This window comes from Nonomuraea sp. NPDC049655, assembly GCF_044465465.1.
GTDB lineage: Bacteria > Actinomycetota > Actinomycetes > Streptosporangiales > Streptosporangiaceae > Nonomuraea.
Map to the genome: position 1 here is coordinate 48,487 of NZ_JBITLS010000022.1, position 20,020 is coordinate 68,506.

Consider the following 20,020-nt stretch of genomic DNA (forward strand, 5'->3'; position numbering starts at 1 on the left):
GAATTGAAGATGCAGCCGAGTGTCTCGCTGAGCGGGCCCTGGTATCGGATCCAGTCGATCGCCGCACCCTCGCGAAGCTCGTCGGCGGAATGGGATTTCGTCACCGTGCTGCCCGCCGTGTTGTCGGCGGCGCAGCGTGACCGGCCGTTCGTCATCGGGTGGCTGTCGCGGGGTTCCGGGGCGCCGCTCGAACTGATCACCAACGCCGGCCCGCTCTCGCCGCCGCGCCAGCCGCGCAGGGCGACCGACGTGCCCGGCCTGCCGACCGGGCCCCAGCCGCTGCTGTTCCCGGGCGGCGCGCGGGGCGTCGAGCTGGACGAGGAGTACCTGGCCGACCTCGCCGACCTGGTCTGGACGCCGTGCCCCGGCCGCCAGGCGCCGCCGCTGGGCGGGCGGGGGCGCGAGTTCGCCGGGTCCGACCCCGACGAGCTGAAGCGGCCCACGCTGTTCGAGTCGACGCTGGTCACGCTCATGTCGCGGCCGTTCGCCTGGCTGGTGGTGGCCGAGCCGACCGACCTGCTCGACGCCGAGGTGGCGCACCTGCGCACCCAGCTCAACGTCCTGCGGCAGTACGGCGACGCCTCCGAGCGTTCCCGGTTCGACGCCGAACGGGCCGAGCGCCGCATGCAGGAGCTCGACGCCTTCCGCGAGGCCGGCCTGTGGAACGTGCGCGTGCTGGCCGGCGGGGCCACCGCCGAGGAACTGCGGCAGATCGCGCCCGTGCTCGTCGGGTCGGTCGAGATGAGCCACCACCCGTACCGGCTGCGCAGCGCGCACGGCGCGGTCTACGCGCTGTCGGAGGCCCTGGCCATCACCATGCAGGACCCGGCCGACGGCGCCGCCGCGCCCTTCGCGGCCACCGCCGGTGCGCTGGCCGCGCTGGCCGGGCTGCCCAGGCGCGAGGTGCCCGGCGTACGCGTGCTCGACTCCGGCTTCTTCGACGTGACGTCCGAGGCCGACGGCGGCGAGCTGGAGCTGGGCGAGATCCTCGACGGCCAGGACAGAGGCGTGGGCAGCTTCCGGGTGCCCCTGGCCACGCTCAACAGGCACGCCTTCGTCACCGGCGCGACCGGCTCGGGCAAGTCCCAGACCGTCCGGCACCTGCTGGAGCAGCTCAGCGAGGCGCGCATCCCGTGGCTGGCCATCGAGCCGGCCAAGTCCGAGTACGCGGCCATGGCCGGCCGCATCGCCGACCCGGTGACGGTGATCAACCCGTCGGCCCCCGAGGGCGTGCCGCTCAGCGTCAACCCGCTCGAACCCGAGCCCGGCTACCCCGTCCAGGCGCACATCGACATGATCAGGGCGCTGTTCATGGCCGCCTTCGACGCCGAGGAGCCGTTCCCGCAGATCATGTCGCTGTCCCTGCAACGGGTCTACGAGGCCACCGGCTGGGACGTCGTGACCGGCGGCGCCGTGCCCGGCTCGAACGTCCCGCCCAGCGTGCCGACGCTCGAACAGCTCCAGCAGCACGCCATGGACGTCATCAAGGAGATCGGCTACGGCCGCGAGGTCCAGGCCGACGTCGAGGGCTTCATCTCGCTCAGGCTGCGGTCGTTGCGGGTCGGCTCGGCCGGGCGCTTCTTCGAGGGCGGCCACCCGGCCGACATCGGCGGCCTGCTGGAGCGCAACGTCGTCCTGGCCATCGAGGACGTCGCCAACGACGAGGACAAGGCGTTCCTCATGGGCACGCTGATCATCCGGATCGTCGAGCACCTGCGCATGCGGGCCAGGAAGGAGAAGTCGGCCGGGCTGCGGCACGTCATCGTGATCGAGGAGGCCCACCGGCTGCTGCGCGACCGCGGCCACGGCCGGGCCTCCACGCACGCCGTGGAGCTGCTGGCCGGCCTGCTCGCCGAGATCAGGGCGTACGGCGAGGGCATCGTGGTGGCCGAGCAGATCCCGACCAAGCTCGTCTCCGACGTCGTGAAGAACACCGCGCTGAAGGTCGTCCACCGGCTGCCCGCCGAGGACGACAGGAAGCTCGTCGGCGCGGCCATGAACCTCAGCGACGAGCAGTCCAGGCACGTCGTCTCGCTCCAGCCGGGCTCGGCCGCGGTCTTCGCCGACGGCATGGACCGGCCGCTGCGGGTGCGCGTCCCGCTGGGCGAGTCGCGGGAGAAGCCGCTGCCGGGCCCCCAGCCGCCCATCCGCGGGCGCAGGTCGGCCGCGTGCGGGGCGCAGTGCCGTACCGGCCAGGCGTGCACCCTGGTGGAGCTCAGAGAGGCCGACGTGCTCGCCGACGGGCCCGACTGGGCGTGGCTGCGCATCTGGTGCGACACGGTCGTGCTCGCCTTCGTCAGCAACCGGCCGCTGCCCGGCGTGCCGCGCGCCCTGTCGGCCGCCTGGGGCGAGCTGCCCGCCCGCCGCCGCGAGTGCCTGCTCGCCACGCTGGTCGAACGCGCCGTCCAGCGGCGGGCCTGGTCGTTGCGGAGCTGGTTCGACCCGGCGCTGCTCACCGAGAAGGCCGCCGAGGTCGCCGCGCGGCTGCTGTCGGGGGCCGAGCCGGGCGGCGACCGTCCGGGCGCGTCGTGGGTGATCCCGCAGGTGCGCTGGCTGCACGAGGTCGACCGGCTCTTCCCGTACGGCCAGCCCGCCCCCAACCTGCGCAGCCCGGCCCCGCCCATGGAGTACGCCCTGTTCCGCCAGTCCAACGGCAACGGCACGGCCGACCTGGTGCACGCCGAGCTGCTCGGCCACCGCGCCAAGGCCCTGCGCCACCACCCGCTGTCCATGGAGGTGGACCACAACCGGGCCCTGGCCTGGCGGGTCATCCTGGGCGACGACGAGAACGAGAGCGTGCAGCGCGACATCACCAACGTGGCGATCGGCATCGAGGCGTCGGCCAGGATCAGGCACGTCGGCCAGACGATGGGCGCGGGCTGGCTGGAGGGGGTGCTGTCGTGGCCGCAGCGGTTCGTCCTGCCGTTCGACCACGGGGGCGCCCCGGAGATCGCCTTCGTCGACGCCCCCTCGGCCTGACGCCCGCCCGGGGACGGGTCAGCGGTCGCGGCGGCGTTCGAGGCGCTTGCGGCGGGCCACCTCGCGCTTGTGCTCGGCCAGCTCGCGCCGCCGTTCCCGACGTCCCTGCGCGGCCTGCCGCTTGCGGCTCTCCAGCTCCAGCCGCATCGCCTCCTGCGCGGCCGTGCTCCGTACGGACACCTGGGCGGCGGCCCGCGCCGCCAGCTTGGCCGCCCGCTTGGGGTTGACCCGCCGCGCCCGCTCCCCGCCGGCCACGGCGGGCGCGGCATGGGCCTGCTCCAGCAGCCCAACGCCGTGGCGCATCAGGAACGCGTGCAGCTCGGGATCGGTGGGCTCGGACCCGAGGGTGAACCGGGTCGCCCGCAGCCGCCCGCCCTCGGCGACCTCCAGCACCCCGACCCAGAACGGGCCGTCCAAATAGACCGACAACGTGACCATCTTCTCCGCCCTTCACCAGACATGCCGGGAAAGCGACCTGGACAGGCCGCCTCCGGCACACCGGACATCCCTGGTAAGGGCGGATACGTGATGCTTCGCCCGGGCTACCAACCGGGCCGCGTTTTCGTGTGCAACTCCAGAGTAGGACTCAACGGCGACTAGGATCCATGTGCATGACCCAGCTTCCTCTGCGGGCTCAGCTCGCCAGCGCCCTGGGACGCAGCGCTGCCACGCTCTCGCGGATGACCGGGCGCGGTGACGGCTCGGTGATCGGCGGCAGGGTGGGCCTGATGCTCGAACCCGACCTCCTGCGCAAGCTGGCCCGCGACCGCAAGCTGGCCCTGGTCAGCGCCACCAACGGCAAGACCACCACGACCAGGTTGATCACCTCCGCGCTGCTGGAGATGGGCGAGGTCGCCACCAACGCCTTCGGCGCCAACATGCCGGCCGGGCACGTCTCGGCGCTCTCCCAGCACAAGGGCGCCCCCTACGGCGTGCTGGAGGTCGACGAGAAGTACCTGCCGGAGGTGCTCGACACCACTGGCGCCGGCGTCGTCTGCCTGATGAACCTCAGCCGCGACCAGATGGACCGCGCGGCCGAGATCTGGCTGCTCGCGCAGAAGTGGCGCAGGGCGCTGTCGGGCAGGCCCACCCACGTCATCGCCAACTGCGACGACCCCCTCGTCACCTGGGGGGCCTCCACCGCCGCCAAGGTCACCTGGGTCGCCGGCGGCCAGCGCTGGAAGGAGGACTCCTGGTGCTGCCCCGAGTGCGGCGGCCCCCTCGACCGCAAAGACGCCGACTGGTCCTGCCGTGAGTGCACCTTCCACCGTCCAGAGCCGCAGTGGGTGCTCGACGACGACGTCGCCATCGACCCGCGCGGGCAGCGCTGGATGCTCGACATCCAGCTCCCCGGCCTGGCCAACCGCTCCAACGCGGTGATGGCGCTGGCCGTGGCCGAGGCGTTCGGGCTGCCCGTCGACCGGGCGCTGCCCCGGCTGCGCGAGGTCACCTCGGTGGCCGGCCGCTACACCACGGTCGAGCGCGAGGGCCGCCACGCGCGGCTGCTGCTGGCCAAGAACCCGGCCGGCTGGCTGGAGGCCTTCGACGTCGCCGACCCGCAACTGCCGATCATCCTCTCGGTCAACGCGCAGGGCCCCGACGGCCGCGACACCTCGTGGTTGTGGGACGTCGACTACCGCATCCTGCGCGGCCGTCCGGTCTTCGTCACCGGTGAGCGGCGGCTCGACCTGGCGCTCCGGCTCGACGTGGCCGACGTGCCGTTCACGTTGTGCAGCTCGTTCTCCGAGGCGCTGGCCATGCAGCCGCCCGGCCGGGTCGACGTGATCGCCAACTACACCGCCTTCCAGCAGATCCGATCGGAGTTCGGACGTGCCGTCTGACAGCGCCCTCAGCATCGTCTGGATCTACCCCGACCTGCTGAGCACCTACGGCGACCAGGGCAACGTGCTCGTCCTGGAGCAGCGTGCGCAGCGCCGGGGCATCGAGGTCGAGACCGTCTACGTCCGCTCGGCCGACCCCGTGCCGGAGACCGGCGACATCTACCTGATCGGCGGCGGCGAAGACCGTCCGCAGATCCTGGCCGCCCAGCGCCTGCGCCGCGACGGCGGCCTCCAGCGGGCCATCGCCCGGGGCGCGGCGATGCTGGCCGTGTGCGCCGGCTACCAGATCATGGGCAGCACGTTCGGCGGCGAGGAGGGCCAGCCGGTCGACGGCATCGGCCTGCTCGACATCGCCAGCTCGCGCGGCCCCGCGCGGGCCGTGGGCGAGCTGGTCGCGGAGGTCGACGCCGCCCTCAACCTGCCCACGCTGACCGGTTTCGAGAACCACATGGGCGTCACGCACCTCGGCCCGGGCGTGCGGCCGTTGTCCAAGACGGTCGCCGGGGTCGGCAACGGCGACGGCTTCGAGGGCTGCTACGCGGGCCACGTGGTGGGCACGTACCTGCACGGCCCGGCCCTGGCGCGCAACCCGGCCCTGGCCGACCTGCTGCTGTCGTGGCGCGTGGGCGACCTGACGCCCCTCGACGACTCCCGCTACGAGGCCCTGCGCCAGGAGCGGCTGAGCACCGTCCTGTCCGGCTGACGGCCTAGTAGACCAGGGCCTGGGCGCCCTCGCTGACCGCCTCCTCCACGAACGCGGGCGCGCCGGCGATGCGCACGCCCTCGATCACGTCGTCGACCGTGATGTCGCGGCGGGCGGCGCACTGCGTGCACAGGGTCACCCGGCCGGCCGCCAGGACGGCCTCCAGCAGGTCCGCCAGCGGCGCCGCGTGGGGCAGGGAGAACTCCTTGGCCCGCCCCGGGAGGGCGAACCACGACGACTCGCCGGTCAGCCAGAGGGAGACCGGCACGCCGCTCGCGAGCGCGGCCGCCGCCACCGTGAATGCCTGGTTGCACCGCTCAGGGGCGTCCGCCCCCGCGGTCACCTTGATCACCAAAGATCGTGCCATGGCGTCACCCTAACCCCGACCGACGCGGCCCCACACGTACGGATCGGCCTGGGCGCTGCCGAACGGCGACCAGGCCAGGCGCGTCTGCCCGGTCCTGTCGCCGGTGTCGGAGTCGTAGACGAGCACGTTCGCTCTCAGCGTGGTGGGCGGGGCGGGCAGCAGCGCGAACGGGATGCGCACCTCGACGCCGTACCCGCCGTCGTGGGCCGCGGACGCCACGCCCACCCGCGGGGCGGGGCCCTGGCGGGCGTCGGCGTCGCGGGCCGCGCACGGGCCGCCCTCGGCGGTGTAGGGCAGGACGCCCAGCTTGAACGTGGTCGAGGTGTCGTCGGAGTCGCCGCGCGGGTCGAGGGCGATCTCGACCGCGTCGGTGCGCCAGTGGCGCTCGCACTCGTCTAGGGCCGCGCCGCGCGCCTCGTCGGTGACCTCGACCTGGACGTAGAGGTCGGCGCCGTGGCGGGTCAGCCGGGCGGTCGCGGCGCAGTCGGCCGCCGCGCAGCGCTCGCCCTCCCAGTGGACGAGGGGCAGGGCCGGGCCCGCGTACTCACCGGCGGAGGCGACGCCGTCGAGCACGGGGGCGCGCCCGGCGACCGGGAGCGTGGTGGCGGGCGGCTCTGGGTAGTCCGGCTGCGCCCGGTTGGCCAGCCAGGGCAGGCCGGTCGCGCGCGCCCAGTCGCGGAACTCGGCGTACAGAGGACGCAGGCCCGCCTGCTCGACGACGGGAGCCGGCACCGGCCGCCCGCCGTCGAAGACGACCGAGAACCAGTCGCACCCGAACGGCCCGGCCACCTTCGCCGGCCGCGCGGCGAACCCCTGCGTGCGGTAGGCCCGCTCGGCGTCGCGCTCCCGCTGGGCCCACGTGGCGCGGTGGCGCGGCGACCAGGCGCCCGCCCAGACGCCGAGCTGCGGCAGCCCGGTGGCCGGGTCGCGCAGGCCGCCCGTCGCGCAGCCGGGGCCCACGGGGCCGCGCAGCTCCCAGTTCTGGGTCAGCAGCCGGGTGGCCCGCCAGGGCGCGCCCGTCCCGGGGAACGCGGCGGGGTCGGCGGCCAGCCGGAACGCCTCGACGGCCAGCCGGGCGGCGAGCTGGTGCCCGCCGTGCTGGTTGAAGGGCCGCGGGTCCATCGTCACCACGGTCGAGGGCCTGGTCGCCCTGATCGTCTCGACCAGCCGCCGGAGGGTGCCGGGCCCCCACGCGCGGGCGGTCAGGGGTGCCGACAGTGTGTACCAGAAGTCCGGTCTGTCCAGGTAGAAGACGTCGCGGATGCCCGCGTGCGCGACCGCCTCGCGCTCCTCGGCCTCCCTGATCCGGCCGAGCGCCGCGCCCTTCTCCGGCCCGGCGGCGTTGCCGCCGCCCTCGCCGCGGGTGACCGTCACGACCCCGGTGGTCAGCCCGAGGCGTTCGCGCCACTGCCCGAACGTGGACAACGACTGGTACTCGTCGTCCGGATGGGCGCCCACGAACAGCACGTCGACGTGCGGCGGCACGGCCCAGGCATCCAGCATCGCGGCTCCCCCCGGCGAAACGTCTCCCCGATCCAGAAGGTTAGCCACCGGCGCTAGGCTTGGTGAGCATGGAAGAACCTGAGGTGCACCCCGCTCTGGAGCAGATCGCGTTCCTGCTCGGCCGCTGGGAGGGCGCCGGCGTGGGCGGCTATCCGACGATCGAGAGCTTCAACTTCGGCCAGGAGATCGAGTTCGGCCACAACGGCAAGCCGTTCCTGACCTACGTCAGCCGCACCTGGCTGCTCGACAACGACGGCAACCGGGTCAGGCCGCTGGCCACCGAGTCCGGCTACTGGCGTCCGCAGCCCGACCGGCAGATCGAAGTGGTGCTCGCGCACCCGACCGGCATCGTCGAGATCTACATCGGCGAAGTGGTCTTCCACAAGATCGAGCTGCGCACCGACGTCGTGGCCCGCACCTCCACGGCCAAGGAGTACACCGCGGGCCACCGCCTCTACGGCCTGGTCAACGGCAACCTGATGTGGGCCTACGAGATGGCCGCCGTCGGCCACCCGCTCACCGACCACATGTCGGCCGAGCTGAAGAAGGTGTCCTGAGCATGACCTCGCCCTTCACCCCCGACGCCGTCGAGGCGATCAAGCGGCACATGAACGACGACCACACCGGCGACGCCCTGGTCATCGTGCGCGGGCTCGGCGGCCGGCCGCAGGCCACCTCGGCGGTGACCAGCGACGTCGACGCCGAGGCCATGGAGTTCACGGTCGACGGCGGCGAGCGGGTGCGCGTGCCGTGGGGCGAGACGCTGACCGAGCGCGCCCAGGTGCGCAAGGCGGTCGTGCGCCTCTACCGGGCGGCCTGCGCCGAACTGGGGATCGAACCCCACGGGGAACACTGAGGGAAGAAACAAGAAGGGCCCCGGGCAACACTCCGCCTGCCGAGCAGACGGGCCGGATGGACCAATGGCCGGGATGCGTCATCCCGCCCTCCGGCTGCCAGGGGCCCCGGTGGTTGCCTCGGATTCGCTTGCGACACGAGACAACAGTCCGCAGCGCTAGCGGACAACCACCTCGCTAGCCCGACTATGACTAACCATTATTCGGACCACCTCCTTTCCGCGTACTCACGAAGCTATGCGGTCGCGAACGCCGGGGGCAAGTAATTATCGGACGGCCGCGAACAGGCGATCGTGCGCTTTACACTCGGGGGCATGACCGAGACGCAGTGGCACGAGGAACTCCGCGCCAAGGGCTACCGGGTCACCCCGCAGCGGCAGCTCGTGCTCGAAGCGGTCAAGGATCTGGAGCACGCGACGCCCGAGGAGATCTGCACCAAGGTGCGCGAGACGGCGCGCGGGGTCAACATCTCCACCGTCTACCGCACGCTCGAACTGCTCGAAGAGCTCGGCATGGTCACCCACACCCACCTCGGTCACGGCGCGCCGACCTACCACCTTGCGGCCGAGGCCGACCACGTCCACCTGGTGTGCCGGGGTTGCGACGAGGTCTTCGAGGTGCGTCCCGAGCTGGCCGAGGGGCTGGTGAAGGGGCTCGACGAGGAGCTGGGGTTCGCGGCCGACGTCCATCACCTCACGGTGTTCGGCCGCTGCCGCAACTGCCGCTGACCCGCGGCACCGGCGTCGGGCACCGGCGTCGGGCACCGGCGTCGGGCGTCGTCGCGGGGGCGGATAGCCTTGGATGCATGCGTAGCCCTCTGCTCGATCTCCCCGGCGCCGTCGCGGCCGACGGGCCGGACGCCGACGTAGCCGCGCACTATGGCGACCTGTTCGCCGAGCAGCGCGCGCTGGCCAAGGGTGAGGCGGTCGTCGACCGCAGCAACCGCGAGGTGGTCCGCATCTCCGGCGCCGACCGGCTGAAATGGCTCAACGACCTGACCTCGCAGAAGCTCGACACGCTGACGCCCGGCCAGTGGACCCAGACGCTCGACCTCGACCTCCAGGGCCGCGTCCTGCACCACCTCACGCTGGTCGACGACGGCGAGAGCGTGCTGGCGCACGTCGAGCCCGGCACGGCGCAGAGCCTGGTCGACTATCTCGACCGCATGCGGTTCATGCTGCGCGTGGAGGTGTCGCGGGCCGACGACCTGGCGGTGCTCTCCACGGCCACCGAAGACTTCCTGGTGCCGCGGGCCGAGCTGGCCGATCATCTGGGCCGGCCCCTGGCGGGGCTGTGGGCGTACGAGGCGCTGCGCATCGAGGCCCACCGGCCGCGGCTCGGCTTCGAGACCGACCACAAGACGATCCCCCACGAGGTGGGCTGGATCGGCTCGGCCGTCCACCTGAGCAAGGGCTGCTACCGCGGTCAGGAGACGGTCGCGCGCGTCCACAACCTGGGCCACCCGCCGCGCCGCCTGGTGTTCCTGCACCTCGACGGCAGCGTCGACACCCTGCCCGCGCACGGCGACCCGGTGATCTTCGAGAGCCAGGAGATCGGCGTCGTCGGCTCGGCCGCCCGCCACCACGAGCTGGGCCCGATCGCGCTGGCCGTGGTCAAGCGCACGGTCCCGGTCGACGCGCCGCTGCTGGCCGGTGGCGTGGCCGCCGCCCAGGAGGTCGTCGTGCCGCCGGACGCCGGTCGCAACGTCAGCATCGACCCCTCGCTGCGCCGCCGGATCCGCTGACCCCGCTAGGCGTCGATGTCGAGGACGAGCGTGATCGGCCCGTCGTTGACCAGCGAGACCTTCATGTCGGCGCCGAAGCGGCCGGTCTCCACGTGGGCGCCGAGCGCCCTCAGCTCCTCGACCACGGCCTCCACCAGCGGCTCGGCGACCGGCCCCGGGGCCGCGGCCTGCCAGGTGGGGCGCCGCCCCTTGCGCGCGTCGCCGTAGAGGGTGAACTGGCTGATCACCAGGAGCGGGGCGGAGACGTCGGAGCACGACTTCTCGCCGTGCAGCACGCGCAGGCCCCACAGCTTGGCGGCGAGCTTGGCGGCCTCGGCGCGGGTGTCGGTGTGCGTCACGCCGACCAGGACGAGCAGCCCCGGCTCGTCGATGGCGCCGACCGTCTGCCCCTCGACCTCGACGGAGGCCGAGCTCACTCGTTGTACGACTGCTCGCATGGCATCCCATTCTGGCGCAGAAAGAACTGTTCGTAGACTCGTGCCGAAAGGGGGCGCGTAATGTCGCTTGTTGTCGAGGTTGTCCGGTCGGGGTTCGTGGAGTCCACTCATCTGGCCCGCATGCTCACCGTGGACGCGCAGGGCGTCCCGGTGGAGACGCGGGGAGCGGTGCACGTGCCGGCCTCGCCGCGATCGTCGATGAAGCCGCTGCAGGCGCTCGGCATGATGCGCAACGGCCTCCAGCTGGAGGGTGAGCTGCTGGCCCTGGCCTGCGCCTCGCACTCCGGTGAGGCGTTCCACGTGGACGGCGTACGGAACATCCTGGCCGGAGCGGGCCTGGACGAGTCCGCCCTGCTGTGTCCGGAGGACCACCCGTTCGAGCGCACCTCGACCGACTTCGGCCGGGTCTACATGAACTGCTCCGGCAAGCACGCCGCCATGCTGGCCACCTGCGTGCTCAACGACTGGCCGCTCACCACCTATCTGGAGCCCGCGCACCCGCTCCAGCGCGCGATCCGCGCGACGGTCGAGGACCTGACCGGCGAGCGGGTGGCCGCCTCCGGCGTGGACGGCTGCGGCGCGCCGCTGTTCTTCGTCTCGATGCTCGGCGTGACCAAGGCGTTCCGGGCCTTCCCGCTGGCCGCGGAGGGCTCGTTCGAGCGGCGCATCTTCGACGCCATGCGCGCCCACCCCGAATGGACCTCCGGCACCGACCGGCCCGAGGCCAAGCTCATGCGCGCGATCCCCGGTCTGATGCTGAAGGCGGGCGCGGAGGCGTTCGACGCGTTCGCGTTCGAGGACGGCCGAGCCGGCACGATCAAGATCGAGGACGGCTCGTCGCGGGCCCGCGTGCCCGTCACCGTGGCGGCCCTGCGCTCGCTCGGCCTGGACGCGCCCGAGCTGGCCGAGCTGGCCAGGCCGGCGCTGCTGGGCGGCGGCCGGCCGGTCGGCGAGCTGCGGATCCGCTAGAGGGGCGAGAGCCGCCGCCGCGCGGAGTGTCTACAGGGTGCGGAACTGGCGGCTGGCGGAGATGGCCCCCGAGGTCGTCGTGGTGAACGTGCGCATCGACCCGGCGAACTTGGACAGGTCCCACTCCGCCGGCCCGTGGTACCAGTAGAGGTTGTCGGCCTGGTGGCCGTTGCCGGTCACCGAGGCCACCACCCGCGACCAGTGCTCGACCCCGTCGAAGATCACCGCGTACGGCAGGTAGCGCGAGAACAGCTCCACCCGGTGCTGCTCGGGCACCTCGCCGAGGTCGCCGGAGAACAGGTACTCGCGGAAGCCCATCGTGTGCGCGAGCGCGGCCGAGCCCTTGGCGGTCTTGGCCGGCATGTACTGGCCGCCGGCGGCCAGCGCGCCGCCCGCGATGACCAGGGCCAGCCCCAGCAGCCCGTACGTGGTGAACCAGGCCAGCCCGACCGTGGCCAGCAGGCCCAGGCCGATCAGCACGACGCCGATCGTCGTCCACCGGGTGCGCTCGGTGTCGGGACGGCGGGCGAACCAGCCCTGCTCGACCACGTCGCTGTAGAGCGCGTCGCGCACCTTGCCCAGATGGCCGGCGAACGAGCCGGACAGCTGGGAGAGCAGCACCGCGTCGCGGCCGTCGAAGACCGCGTCGTACAGGGCGCGCTCGTACGTCAGCAGCGAGTTGACCGGCGCGTTCGGCAGCCTGACCAGCAGCCAGTCGGGGGCGTCGTAGGTCTGGCGGGGCTGCTCGTCGATCCGCAGGTAGCCGCGGACGGCCAGGTCGACGATGGTGGCGGTCACGTCGATCACGTCGGCCTGCTCGTCCACCAGCGTGCCGATCTGGCCGGGACGCACGCCGTCCGGCGGGGTGAAGTGCCCGTTCTGGATGGGATCGACCCCGCCCTTCTCGTGGCCCGCGACCCGGGCGTCCCGGCCGCGCGTCCAGTAGAGCAGGCCGACGCCGCCGAGCAGCAGCACCAGCAGGGCGGCCAGCGCGCCGCCGGTGACCAGGTCGAGGGTGAACGCCGAGGCCAGCGAGAAGCGGCGCTCCAGGATGGGCGCCCCGGAGCTGGAGCCCTTGGGGTAGCCGACGACCACCGTCAGGGCCTGGCCCGCCGCGAGGTTGTCCTGCTCGAAGTCGGCCCGGGTGGCGGTGTGGTCCATCGAGGCCGAGGTGCAGCCGATCGCCGAGGTCAGGTCGCCGGCGAAGCACGACAGGTTCTGCACCTGGCCGGGCCCGCTGACCTGGACGGTCGCCTTGGTGACGGGGACGCTCCAGCCGCTGACGGCGAACCAGCGCAGCTCCTCGACCCCGCCGGAGGTGGTCACCGCGCCCTTGACGTCGTACTCGACGGTCTGGCCGGTCACGGTCAGGACGTCGCCGTCGAGCTTGCCGCCCTTGACGTTGGTGACCCGGTAGACGCGGTCGTTGTCGTCGTCGTAGCGGGTCTTGGTGAGCAGGGTGCGCTTGAGGCCGCCGGACGCCCCGGTGATCTTCTCTACCACGTGGAGAGTGCCGTCCTTGGCGAGCGTCATCGTCACCTGGTCCGTGATCCCGGCCTCCGCCGAGGCGGGGGTGGCCAGCAACGTCAGAGCGGTGGCTCCCAGGGCGGCCAATGTGAGTCTGAAACCCGTCATGGCGGGACATCGTAGCGGTTGCGGGTGTCAATCCAGGGTGATGGCGTCGGCCGCCCGGCGTACGCTCTCGGGCGAGGCGGCCATGCCCGGGTTCTCCAGGGCCAGAGCCTGGTTCAGGGCGACGTAGGGCCGCATGCGCTGCTCATAGCGGTCGAACGCCCCCTCGGGGGCCTGGCCCAGCTCCTCGGCCAGCACGTACGCCCCCACCAGGGCCAGGCTGGTGCCCTGCCCCGACAGCGGCGAGGGGCAGTGGGCGGCGTCGCCGATCAGCGCGACCCGGCCCTGCGACCAGCGGTCCATCTCCACCTGGGCCATGGCGTCGAAGTAGAAGTCGTCGGCCTGCCACATGGCCGCGAGCAGCTTGGGCGCCTCCCAGCGCAGCCCCGAGCAGTGCTCCTGGACCAGGCGCTTCTGCTGCTCGACGTCGCGGTGGTCGTAGTCGATCGGGCCCGCGGCGAAGCCCATGTTCACCTTCATCACGGCCGGCTCCCGGTCGCTGAACAGGCCGAACCCGGCCTCCCCCTCGCGGTGCCAGAGCTGCCAGTGATCCAGGCCGAGGAAGTTGTCGGCGGTGTAGATGGAGACGTACATGCCGAGGTGCCGCAGGAAGCGCTGCTCCGGGCCGAACACCAGACGCCTGACGTTGGAGTGCAGGCCGTCGGCGCCGATCACGTAGTCGTAGCGTTCCCGGACGCCGCTGTCGAAGGTCACGTCCACGCCGTCGTCGTCCTGGGCGAGGGCGGCGATGGAGTCGCCGTAGCGGCAGGGGGCGTCGGTGACGGCGCCGACGATCGCGGTGAGGTCGTCGCGGGCGATCTCGACGTCCGGGCTGTCGAGCCGGCCGCCGCTGATCGTCTCCTCGGTGCTGCGCATGATCTCGTTGCCGTCGCCGTCGACCATGGACATGCCGCGCATGGTCGTCCGCGCGGCCCTGACCTGCTCCAGGATGCCCATGCGGTCGGCCACGACCAGGGCGGCGCCGCGGAGGTCGACGGCCTGGCCGCCCCTGCGCGGGCGCGGCGCGCGCTCGACCAGCGTGACCTCGAAGCCGCGCCGCCGCAGCCAGTGAGCCAGGACGGGCCCACCGACGCTCGCTCCCGAGACCAGAACCTTCATGACGTGCTCCTTGCTGTTGACGTTGTACGCGGGACTGAATGTACGTCGTACATACAGCAGCTCACAAGGGTTCACTGGTACGATCTGTACTAGTACAGAGAAAGGATTGTGATGACCGCTCCGCCCTACGCGCGCATCGTCGAGGACATCAGGCGGCGCATCGCCGACGGCCGGCTCCGCCCCGGCGACCGGGTGCCCTCCACCAGGCAGCTCGCCCGCGACTGGGAGGTCGCGCTCGCCACGGCCGCCAAGGCGCTCACGGTCCTGGCCCAGGAGGGCGTGGTGGTCGCCGAGCCGCGCGTCGGCACGATCGTGGCCGAGATCCGCGGCGGCAGGGCGCGGCGGGCGCCCGTCCCGTCCGGCGACGACCTGACCCGCGACCGCATCGTGGCCGCGGCCGTCGAGATCGCCGACGCCGACGGCCTCGCCGAGCTGACCATGCGCGGCGTCGCGGGCCGCCTCGGCGTGGCCACCATGTCCCTCTACCGGCACGTCGGCGGCAAGGACGACCTGGTCATGCTCATGATCGACCATGTGATCAGGGAGTTCCCGCTGCCCGACCCGCCGCCCGACGGATGGCGGGCCAGGCTGGAGACCGCCGCCCGGGTGCAGTGGGCGGGCTACCGCACTCACCCGTGGATGGCCAGGGTCACCTCACTGACCAGGCCGCTGCCCTCGGCCAGCCTGATCGCCCACACCGAGTGGGTCATGCGCACGCTGGAGGGCTCGCCCCTCGATCCCATCAGCAAGATGCACGTGCACACCCTGCTGTTCAGCTTCGTCCAGGGCCTGGCCGCCAACATCGAGATGGAGCAGCAGGCCCAGGCCGCGACCGGGCTGACCGCCGACGAGTGGATGACCAGCCGGGAGGGGGAGCTCCAGGCGCTGGCGGAGTCGGGGCGGCTGACCGCCTTCACCGGCGTCATCGAGGAGCTGGGCGGCGAGTTCGACCTCGACCTCGACCGGCTGTTCGCCTTCGGCCTCGACGCGCTGCTCGACGGGCTCGCCGGGCTGGTCGAGGGGCGCTAGTCGGAGATCGCGATGCGCAGCCGGCGGAAGCCGCGGCCCTTGCTCTCGATCTTGGCCACCCTGATGCGGCCGATCTGCTTGGTCGAGGCCACGTGGGTGCCGCCGTCGGCCTGCGTGTCGAGGCCCACGATGTCGACGACGCGCACGTCCTGGACGGCCTCGGGCACCAGGTTGCCGGCCGTGCGGATGATGTCGGGGATCTCGAACGCCTCCCGCCGCGGCAGCACGCGCACGTCGATGCGGCGGTCGGCGGCGATCTCGGCGTTGCACGCGTCCTCGACGGCCTCCTTGAAGCCGGGCGGCACCTCGGGCAGGTCGAAGTCCATGCGGGCGCTCAGCTCGTCCATGTTGCCGCCGGTGACCAGGCAGCCGTAGTCCCTGAACACCACGCCGCACAACACGTGCAGGCCCGAGTGCGTACGCATGAGCGCCGAACGCCGGGCGTCGGCCACCGCTGCCTCGACCACCGTGCCGGCGGGCGGGATCGGGTCGCCTTCGGCGGGGATCAGGTAGAGATCGTCGCCTTTGCGCACCCCGACGATGCGCGTCTCCACGCCCTGCCAGACCAGAACTCCGTGATCGGCAGGCTGGCCGCCGCCGCCTGGATAGAATGCCGACCTGCTCAGCACGATCCCCTCAGGCGTCGCGTCCAGCACGACGGCTTCGAAATCCCGCAGGCTCTGGTCGGACAGTTCGAGCCGTTGCGTGCGTCCGTGGAGGTCGGCGGTCATATCGGCAGCCTAGTGCCCCGGGGTGATTATGCGTGGCCTGATGCTTCGAGGAAGAATCGCCCCGGTCGTCGCACTAATAGGGATATTTGCTGGAATTTCAGCATGTACGAGCGCGGTGGCCCGGACGCCGCCGCAGCGGGCGCCCGAGGCCGTCCCTCCCGCCCGTCCGGCGGTTCCCGTGATGATGTTCGTGGGCGACAGCTTCACCGTCGGATCCGGCCCGGTGCCGCCCTGGCGGACCTACGCCTCGGAGTCGGCGCGGCTGCTCGGCTGGCAGCCGGTCATCGCCGGCGCCGGCGGCACCGGTTATCTCAACGAGGGCAAGGTGGGCCGCACGTTCCGGCGGTCGTTCGAGGAGGAGCTGGCCTGGCGGCCGGCCCCCGACGTGCTGGTCATCTCCGGCGGCCACAACGACCAGCGCTGGAGCACCGGGCAGGTGCGCGCGGCCGCCGCCGCCCTGCTCGCCGAGGTGCGCCGCCGCTGGCCGGTCACCAAGGTCGTCATGGTCGGCCCGATCTGGCTGGAGGACACCCCGGCCAAGGCCTACCGGGTGCGCGACGCCCTGGCGGAGGTGGCCGACGCCGCGGGCGTGCCGTTCCTCGACCCGATGCGCCGGAAATGGGTGACCGGCAGGCCGTCGGAGACGGTGCTGCCCGACGGCGTGCATCCCACGTTCGCCGGGCACGAGCGCATCGCCGCGTGGCTGGCGGCGGAGCTGGCCTGATCTGGACGGGGCCGGCCTACCAGGGGCCGTAGGGGCCGCTGTTGCCGCGGCCCATGCCCTTGACCGCGGGCTTGACGTCGACGATGTAGATCGTGGCGGCGATGACGGCCAGGATGGAGAACAGGCCGAGCCCGTTGAGGCCGATGAACCGGAAGCCGCCGATCAGCATGAAGTCGTTGAAGTAGCCCAGCGCGCCGCCGCCGGAGAGCAGGGTCGCCAGCGCGAGGATGAGCACCCAGATCTTCTTCTGCAGCTTGCCCGCCGAGACGAACGCGTTGGTCGGCACGCGCGCCGCGTGCACCAGCGCGTAGACCGACATGCCGAAGATGACGGCGGCGAGCACCAGGAAAAGGAAGTTGAAAACGCCGTTGATCATATTCATGTTGCTGGCTCCACCCAACGCCGCGATGAAATCGGCCCCAGCCTAATAGGCGTCCCCGACAAGCGGGCACCGGAACAGGAACGGGCCCGCCTCCGAAGAGGCGGGCCCGCTCGCTCGCTCAGGCCTTGGCCCGAGGCGTGCGCGTGGTCTTCTTGACGGGCTCGGCGACGGGCGGCTCGGCGGCCTCCGACACCTCCTCCAGCTCAAGGGCGGCTTCGCCGGTCGTCTTGCTGACGACCTTGCGGCCACGGGTGGCGAAGTCCTCGTAGACCTCGGTGGCCTTGTTGCTCAGCTGGTCGGCGTACTCGCGGGCCTTGTCCGGGAACTCGCGGACGAAGCCCTCGGCCTTGTCGGCGTACGCGCGGGTCTTCTCCGGCAGGTCCCTGGCCAGCTCCGAGCGGCGGGACTGGAGCTGACGCAGCTGCTCGGGCAGCTCGCGCAGCTTCTCGACGGCGAAGTCGCCGGCGCCGGCGAAGGCGTAGAACGGCTTGGAGTCGGTGAGCTTCTTGACCTCGGTGGCAAGCGTCATGGGTTAACCTTCCTTGGTTTCCTGGGTGACGGTCCCGTTGCCGGGGGAGGCCGCGTAGGGCTCAAGCGCGGCGAGATACTCCTCGGGCAGCGGCGGCTCGTCGTCCGCGGTGGAGTCGTGCTGAGGGCGGGCGTTCTGGGAGGTCTGCTCGCCCTCGGTGCGGTTCTCCTTGCGGAACGATTCATAGATGTCGATCAGCACCTGGCGCTGCCGCTCGGTGAGCAGCGTGTCGGCGTTGACCGCGGTGATCACGTCGCTCGGCGGCTCCCGGTCCTCGATGAGGCCGGCCTGCACGTAGAGCGCCTGCGAGGAGATCCGCAGACCCTTGGCGATCTGGTTGAGAATCTCCGCGCTCGGCTTGCGCAGCCCGCGCTCGATCTGGCTCAGGTAGGGGTTGGAGACCCCTGCCGCCTGCGCGAGCTGGCGCAGCGAGATCTTCGCCTGTTGCCGTTGCTCGCGGATGTACTCGCCGATCGAGCCGACCTTCGGTAGTGCCATACCCACAGTCTGCCGTCCCGTGCTTGCAATTGCAAACGGAACGGCTAACACCTGCAAGCAGTCAGAGCTGGTAGACCCACAGGAAGGGGGTGGTGGTGAGCAAGCTCACAGAGAGGGCGAGGTAGCCGTATCGGACAAATGCTGACAATTCCGGCCCTGGCTTGATCAGGCGGTCCACCCTGGCCATGACGTTGTGCGCGTGCACGCCGAGCATGCCCTGCGGGGTCGGCATGGCGCCGGCCGTACCGAACCTGAGCAGCGCCGTCGCGAGCCTGCGCGGTGAGCAGTAGCGGCGGGCGCGGTCGTCGGCGGCCATCTCGATCAGCAGCTCCACCTGCGCCTGCGCGTCGGCCACCACCTTCGACCAGGGCAGCGCCCGGCGCAGCGCGGCGAACGGCAGCAGCACCAGATCGTGCCGCTCGCGCACGTGGGCGGCCTCGTGCGCCAGCACGGCCGCCATCTCGTCCGGCGACAGCAGCTCAAGCGCGCCCGCGCTGACCACGACCTGCGAGCGCAACCCCGGCACGCAGTACGCCGCCGCGCTGGGATGGTCGAGCACCCGCACCCCCGGCACGCCCGGATCGTCGCGGGAGATCAGCGCGAGCAGCACGCGATGCCGCCGCCGCGCGCGCAACGCCTGCACGCCGGCCGTCAGCAGCACCACGACCAGCACCGCCAGCGACGTGAGACCGGCGATCATGGCCAGGACGTGCAGCGGGTCCCACGCCTCGACCGGTGTCCTGCCGCGGGCGAAGGCGATCAGCCCCGGCAGCACGCCCACGTTGTAGGGCAGGACCGCGTAGGCCAGCATGGCGCCGGTGGTGGCCAGGCCCCAGGCCACGCCCAGGGACTGCCAGACGATGATGGCGAGCCTCGGGGCACGGGAGGTCCACCGGGCCGTCGTGAAACGCCAGGAGCCGAGCGCGCACGCCGTGGCGAGCGCCGCTAGCACCGCTGCCGTGATCACTCTTCCTCCAGCTCCGTGAGAGCTCTCCGCAGGATCTCCGCCTCCGGGCCCGACACGGCCTGGGCGAAGCGGGTCAGGGCGGCCGATCGGTCGCCCGTCAGGTCCAACGCCTCAAGCATAAGCTCGGCGATGTAGGCGTCACGGCTCGCGGCCGGTTCGTAACGCCACGCGCGGCCGTCCCTGGTGCGCTCCAGGAAGCCCTTGCGCGTGAGGCGGTCGAGTACGGTCATCACCGTCGTGGGGGCGAGGTCGCGATCGGCAATGAGCCTGCCGACCTCGCGGGCGGTCAGCGGGTTGTGCTCCGCCCAGAGGATGTCCATGATGCTGCGCTCAAGCTCGCCAAGACCCTTCACGCCCTTCAGGGTAGCTCTACAAAGCGTCGAGCTGGCATCCGGGAGCGGCAAGTGGCGGCCCGGAACCCCGCCTGGCAGGCTCGGTGAGATGAATGTCACGTTGGTGCAGGGCGACATCACCGAGCAGCGGGCCGACGCGATCGTGAACGCGGCCAACTCCTCGCTGCTCGGCGGCGGGGGCGTCGACGGCGCCATCCACCGCCGCGGCGGGCCGGAGATCCTGGAGGAGTGCAGGCGGCTGCGCGCCGGGCATTACGGCAAGGGCCTGCCGACCGGCCGGGCCGTCGCCACCACCGCCGGGCTGCTGCCGGCCCGCTGGGTGATCCACACGGTCGGGCCGGTCTACTCCAGGTCGCAGGACCGCTCCGAGCTGCTGGCCTCCTGCCACCAGGAGTCGCTGCGGGTGGCGGACGAGCTGGGCGCGCGGACGGTGGCCTTCCCCGCGATCTCCACGGGCGTCTACGGCTGGCCGCTCGACGACGCCGCCCGCATCGCCGTGGCCGCCGTGCGCGCGGCGGGGACGTCGGTGGAGGAGGTCAGGTTCGTGCTGTTCGACACCGCCGCCTACGAGGTGTTCCTCGCACAGCTCTCCCGATAGCCCGGATCCCGTCAGCTCTCCCGATGGCCCGGATCCCGTCAGCTCTCCCGATAGCCCGGAT

The 20,020-nt window shown here is 72.1% G+C and carries 23 protein-coding genes; 11 read left to right on the plus strand and 12 right to left on the minus strand.

Going from position 1 to position 20,020, the window contains the following annotated elements; all coding sequences use genetic code 11:
* The first annotated feature begins 9 nt into the window (after positions 1–9).
* Positions 10–2,979, plus strand: a complete 2,970-nt coding sequence (locus ACIBQ6_RS47465) for an ATP-binding protein (protein ID WP_358289352.1) — start codon at positions 10–12, stop codon at positions 2,977–2,979.
* Positions 2,980–2,997: 18 nt separating this feature from the next.
* On the opposite strand, the gene ACIBQ6_RS47470 is transcribed toward ACIBQ6_RS47465, so the two are convergent.
* Positions 2,998–3,408 carry a YjdF family protein gene (locus ACIBQ6_RS47470; protein ID WP_397219207.1) on the minus strand — a complete coding sequence of 137 codons (411 nt, stop codon included), beginning with the start codon at positions 3,406–3,408 and terminating at the stop codon, positions 2,998–3,000.
* Between the two features lie 182 nt (positions 3,409–3,590).
* On the opposite strand from ACIBQ6_RS47470, the gene ACIBQ6_RS47475 reads away from it, so the two are divergent.
* Entirely contained in the window at positions 3,591–4,820 is a 1,230-nt protein-coding gene (locus tag ACIBQ6_RS47475) for a MurT ligase domain-containing protein (RefSeq protein ID WP_358289348.1), read from the plus strand.
* Positions 4,810–5,523, plus strand: coding sequence for a glutamine amidotransferase (locus tag ACIBQ6_RS47480; RefSeq protein WP_358289345.1), 714 nt, complete (start codon positions 4,810–4,812; stop codon positions 5,521–5,523). Before ACIBQ6_RS47475 ends, ACIBQ6_RS47480 begins: the two co-directional genes overlap by 11 nt.
* A gap of 4 nt (positions 5,524–5,527) precedes the next feature.
* On the opposite strand, the gene ACIBQ6_RS47485 is transcribed toward ACIBQ6_RS47480, so the two are convergent.
* A complete protein-coding gene (locus ACIBQ6_RS47485) occupies positions 5,528–5,890 on the minus strand; it encodes a DsrE family protein (protein WP_352319743.1) in 363 nt (120 codons plus the stop codon).
* Between the two features lie 9 nt (positions 5,891–5,899).
* On the minus strand, positions 5,900–7,393 hold the full coding sequence (locus ACIBQ6_RS47490) for a sugar-binding protein (protein WP_397219208.1): 1,494 nt from the start codon (positions 7,391–7,393) through the stop codon (positions 5,900–5,902).
* 68 nt (positions 7,394–7,461) lie between these two features.
* Between ACIBQ6_RS47490 and ACIBQ6_RS47495 the strand changes: the two genes are divergently transcribed.
* From ACIBQ6_RS47495 to ACIBQ6_RS47510, 4 genes are all read left to right on the plus strand, one after another.
* A complete protein-coding gene (locus tag ACIBQ6_RS47495; protein WP_352319740.1) occupies positions 7,462–7,950 on the plus strand; it encodes an FABP family protein in 489 nt (162 codons plus the stop codon).
* Positions 7,951–7,952: 2 nt separating this feature from the next.
* On the plus strand, positions 7,953–8,249 hold the full coding sequence (locus tag ACIBQ6_RS47500) for a DUF2470 domain-containing protein (RefSeq protein ID WP_352319738.1): 297 nt from the start codon (positions 7,953–7,955) through the stop codon (positions 8,247–8,249).
* A gap of 312 nt (positions 8,250–8,561) precedes the next feature.
* A complete protein-coding gene (locus ACIBQ6_RS47505) occupies positions 8,562–8,975 on the plus strand; it encodes a Fur family transcriptional regulator (protein WP_357967168.1) in 414 nt (137 codons plus the stop codon).
* Positions 8,976–9,052: 77 nt separating this feature from the next.
* Complete coding sequence (locus ACIBQ6_RS47510) at positions 9,053–9,991, plus strand: glycine cleavage T C-terminal barrel domain-containing protein (protein WP_352319734.1); 939 nt, start codon at positions 9,053–9,055, stop codon at positions 9,989–9,991.
* Between the two features lie 5 nt (positions 9,992–9,996).
* On the opposite strand, the gene dtd is transcribed toward ACIBQ6_RS47510, so the two are convergent.
* The gene (gene dtd, locus ACIBQ6_RS47515; protein ID WP_352355491.1) at positions 9,997–10,428 is read right to left on the minus strand and encodes a D-aminoacyl-tRNA deacylase; all 432 of its coding nucleotides are present in this window, start codon (positions 10,426–10,428) and stop codon (positions 9,997–9,999) included.
* A gap of 60 nt (positions 10,429–10,488) precedes the next feature.
* On the opposite strand from dtd, the gene ACIBQ6_RS47520 reads away from it, so the two are divergent.
* A complete protein-coding gene (locus tag ACIBQ6_RS47520) occupies positions 10,489–11,397 on the plus strand; it encodes an asparaginase (RefSeq protein ID WP_397219209.1) in 909 nt (302 codons plus the stop codon).
* A 30-nt stretch (positions 11,398–11,427) separates the two neighbouring features.
* Here the strand turns inward: ACIBQ6_RS47520 and ACIBQ6_RS47525 are convergent, their stop codons facing one another.
* The gene (locus tag ACIBQ6_RS47525; protein WP_397219210.1) at positions 11,428–13,032 is read right to left on the minus strand and encodes a DUF2207 domain-containing protein; all 1,605 of its coding nucleotides are present in this window, start codon (positions 13,030–13,032) and stop codon (positions 11,428–11,430) included.
* A 27-nt stretch (positions 13,033–13,059) separates the two neighbouring features.
* Positions 13,060–14,148, minus strand: a complete 1,089-nt coding sequence (locus ACIBQ6_RS47530; protein ID WP_397219211.1) for an FAD-dependent monooxygenase — start codon at positions 14,146–14,148, stop codon at positions 13,060–13,062.
* Positions 14,149–14,259: 111 nt separating this feature from the next.
* Between ACIBQ6_RS47530 and ACIBQ6_RS47535 the strand changes: the two genes are divergently transcribed.
* Positions 14,260–15,177 carry a TetR/AcrR family transcriptional regulator C-terminal domain-containing protein gene (locus ACIBQ6_RS47535; protein WP_358289324.1) on the plus strand — a complete coding sequence of 306 codons (918 nt, stop codon included), beginning with the start codon at positions 14,260–14,262 and terminating at the stop codon, positions 15,175–15,177.
* Here ACIBQ6_RS47535 and ACIBQ6_RS47540 read toward each other — a convergent pair.
* Complete coding sequence (locus tag ACIBQ6_RS47540) at positions 15,174–15,908, minus strand: alanyl-tRNA editing protein (protein WP_397219212.1); 735 nt, start codon at positions 15,906–15,908, stop codon at positions 15,174–15,176. The two genes, ACIBQ6_RS47535 and ACIBQ6_RS47540, sit on opposite strands and share 4 nt — an antisense overlap.
* Positions 15,909–16,023: 115 nt before the next feature.
* Between ACIBQ6_RS47540 and ACIBQ6_RS47545 the strand changes: the two genes are divergently transcribed.
* A complete protein-coding gene (locus tag ACIBQ6_RS47545; protein WP_387679360.1) occupies positions 16,024–16,632 on the plus strand; it encodes an SGNH/GDSL hydrolase family protein in 609 nt (202 codons plus the stop codon).
* 16 nt (positions 16,633–16,648) lie between these two features.
* On the opposite strand, the gene ACIBQ6_RS47550 is transcribed toward ACIBQ6_RS47545, so the two are convergent.
* From ACIBQ6_RS47550 to ACIBQ6_RS47570, 5 genes are all read right to left on the minus strand, one after another.
* On the minus strand, positions 16,649–17,008 hold the full coding sequence (locus ACIBQ6_RS47550) for a DUF2516 family protein (RefSeq protein WP_352319719.1): 360 nt from the start codon (positions 17,006–17,008) through the stop codon (positions 16,649–16,651).
* A gap of 124 nt (positions 17,009–17,132) precedes the next feature.
* Positions 17,133–17,543 carry a hypothetical protein gene (locus ACIBQ6_RS47555; protein WP_357967190.1) on the minus strand — a complete coding sequence of 137 codons (411 nt, stop codon included), beginning with the start codon at positions 17,541–17,543 and terminating at the stop codon, positions 17,133–17,135.
* A gap of 3 nt (positions 17,544–17,546) precedes the next feature.
* Positions 17,547–18,041 carry a helix-turn-helix transcriptional regulator gene (locus tag ACIBQ6_RS47560; protein WP_352355473.1) on the minus strand — a complete coding sequence of 165 codons (495 nt, stop codon included), beginning with the start codon at positions 18,039–18,041 and terminating at the stop codon, positions 17,547–17,549.
* Positions 18,042–18,102: 61 nt separating this feature from the next.
* Positions 18,103–19,008 (minus strand): M56 family metallopeptidase, encoded by a 906-nt coding sequence (locus tag ACIBQ6_RS47565; RefSeq protein ID WP_358289313.1) that lies wholly within the window; start codon positions 19,006–19,008, stop codon positions 18,103–18,105.
* Complete coding sequence (locus ACIBQ6_RS47570; RefSeq protein ID WP_352319711.1) at positions 19,005–19,361, minus strand: BlaI/MecI/CopY family transcriptional regulator; 357 nt, start codon at positions 19,359–19,361, stop codon at positions 19,005–19,007. The genes ACIBQ6_RS47565 and ACIBQ6_RS47570 overlap by 4 nt, the downstream gene beginning before the upstream one ends.
* A gap of 88 nt (positions 19,362–19,449) precedes the next feature.
* Here ACIBQ6_RS47570 and ACIBQ6_RS47575 point away from each other — a divergent pair, with 88 nt between their 5' ends.
* Positions 19,450–19,959 carry an O-acetyl-ADP-ribose deacetylase gene (locus ACIBQ6_RS47575; RefSeq protein ID WP_397219213.1) on the plus strand — a complete coding sequence of 170 codons (510 nt, stop codon included), beginning with the start codon at positions 19,450–19,452 and terminating at the stop codon, positions 19,957–19,959.
* Positions 19,960–20,020: the final 61 nt, after the last annotated feature.

Coding starts and splice junctions, on each gene's coding strand:
- ACIBQ6_RS47465 (WP_358289352.1), top strand. CDS start 10: ATGCAGCCGAGTGTCTCGCTGAGCGGGCCCTGGTATCGGATCCAGTCG.
- ACIBQ6_RS47475 (WP_358289348.1), top strand. CDS start 3,591: ATGACCCAGCTTCCTCTGCGGGCTCAGCTCGCCAGCGCCCTGGGACGC.
- ACIBQ6_RS47485 (WP_352319743.1), bottom strand. CDS start 5,890: ATGGCACGATCTTTGGTGATCAAGGTGACCGCGGGGGCGGACGCCCCT.
- ACIBQ6_RS47490 (WP_397219208.1), bottom strand. CDS start 7,393: ATGCTGGATGCCTGGGCCGTGCCGCCGCACGTCGACGTGCTGTTCGTG.
- ACIBQ6_RS47495 (WP_352319740.1), top strand. CDS start 7,462: ATGGAAGAACCTGAGGTGCACCCCGCTCTGGAGCAGATCGCGTTCCTG.
- ACIBQ6_RS47500 (WP_352319738.1), top strand. CDS start 7,953: ATGACCTCGCCCTTCACCCCCGACGCCGTCGAGGCGATCAAGCGGCAC.
- ACIBQ6_RS47505 (WP_357967168.1), top strand. CDS start 8,562: ATGACCGAGACGCAGTGGCACGAGGAACTCCGCGCCAAGGGCTACCGG.
- ACIBQ6_RS47510 (WP_352319734.1), top strand. CDS start 9,053: ATGCGTAGCCCTCTGCTCGATCTCCCCGGCGCCGTCGCGGCCGACGGG.
- dtd (WP_352355491.1), bottom strand. CDS start 10,428: ATGCGAGCAGTCGTACAACGAGTGAGCTCGGCCTCCGTCGAGGTCGAG.
- ACIBQ6_RS47520 (WP_397219209.1), top strand. CDS start 10,489: ATGTCGCTTGTTGTCGAGGTTGTCCGGTCGGGGTTCGTGGAGTCCACT.
- ACIBQ6_RS47525 (WP_397219210.1), bottom strand. CDS start 13,032: ATGACGGGTTTCAGACTCACATTGGCCGCCCTGGGAGCCACCGCTCTG.
- ACIBQ6_RS47530 (WP_397219211.1), bottom strand. CDS start 14,148: ATGAAGGTTCTGGTCTCGGGAGCGAGCGTCGGTGGGCCCGTCCTGGCT.
- ACIBQ6_RS47535 (WP_358289324.1), top strand. CDS start 14,260: ATGACCGCTCCGCCCTACGCGCGCATCGTCGAGGACATCAGGCGGCGC.
- ACIBQ6_RS47540 (WP_397219212.1), bottom strand. CDS start 15,908: ATGACCGCCGACCTCCACGGACGCACGCAACGGCTCGAACTGTCCGAC.
- ACIBQ6_RS47550 (WP_352319719.1), bottom strand. CDS start 17,008: ATGATCAACGGCGTTTTCAACTTCCTTTTCCTGGTGCTCGCCGCCGTC.
- ACIBQ6_RS47555 (WP_357967190.1), bottom strand. CDS start 17,543: ATGACGCTTGCCACCGAGGTCAAGAAGCTCACCGACTCCAAGCCGTTC.
- ACIBQ6_RS47560 (WP_352355473.1), bottom strand. CDS start 18,041: ATGGCACTACCGAAGGTCGGCTCGATCGGCGAGTACATCCGCGAGCAA.
- ACIBQ6_RS47575 (WP_397219213.1), top strand. CDS start 19,450: ATGAATGTCACGTTGGTGCAGGGCGACATCACCGAGCAGCGGGCCGAC.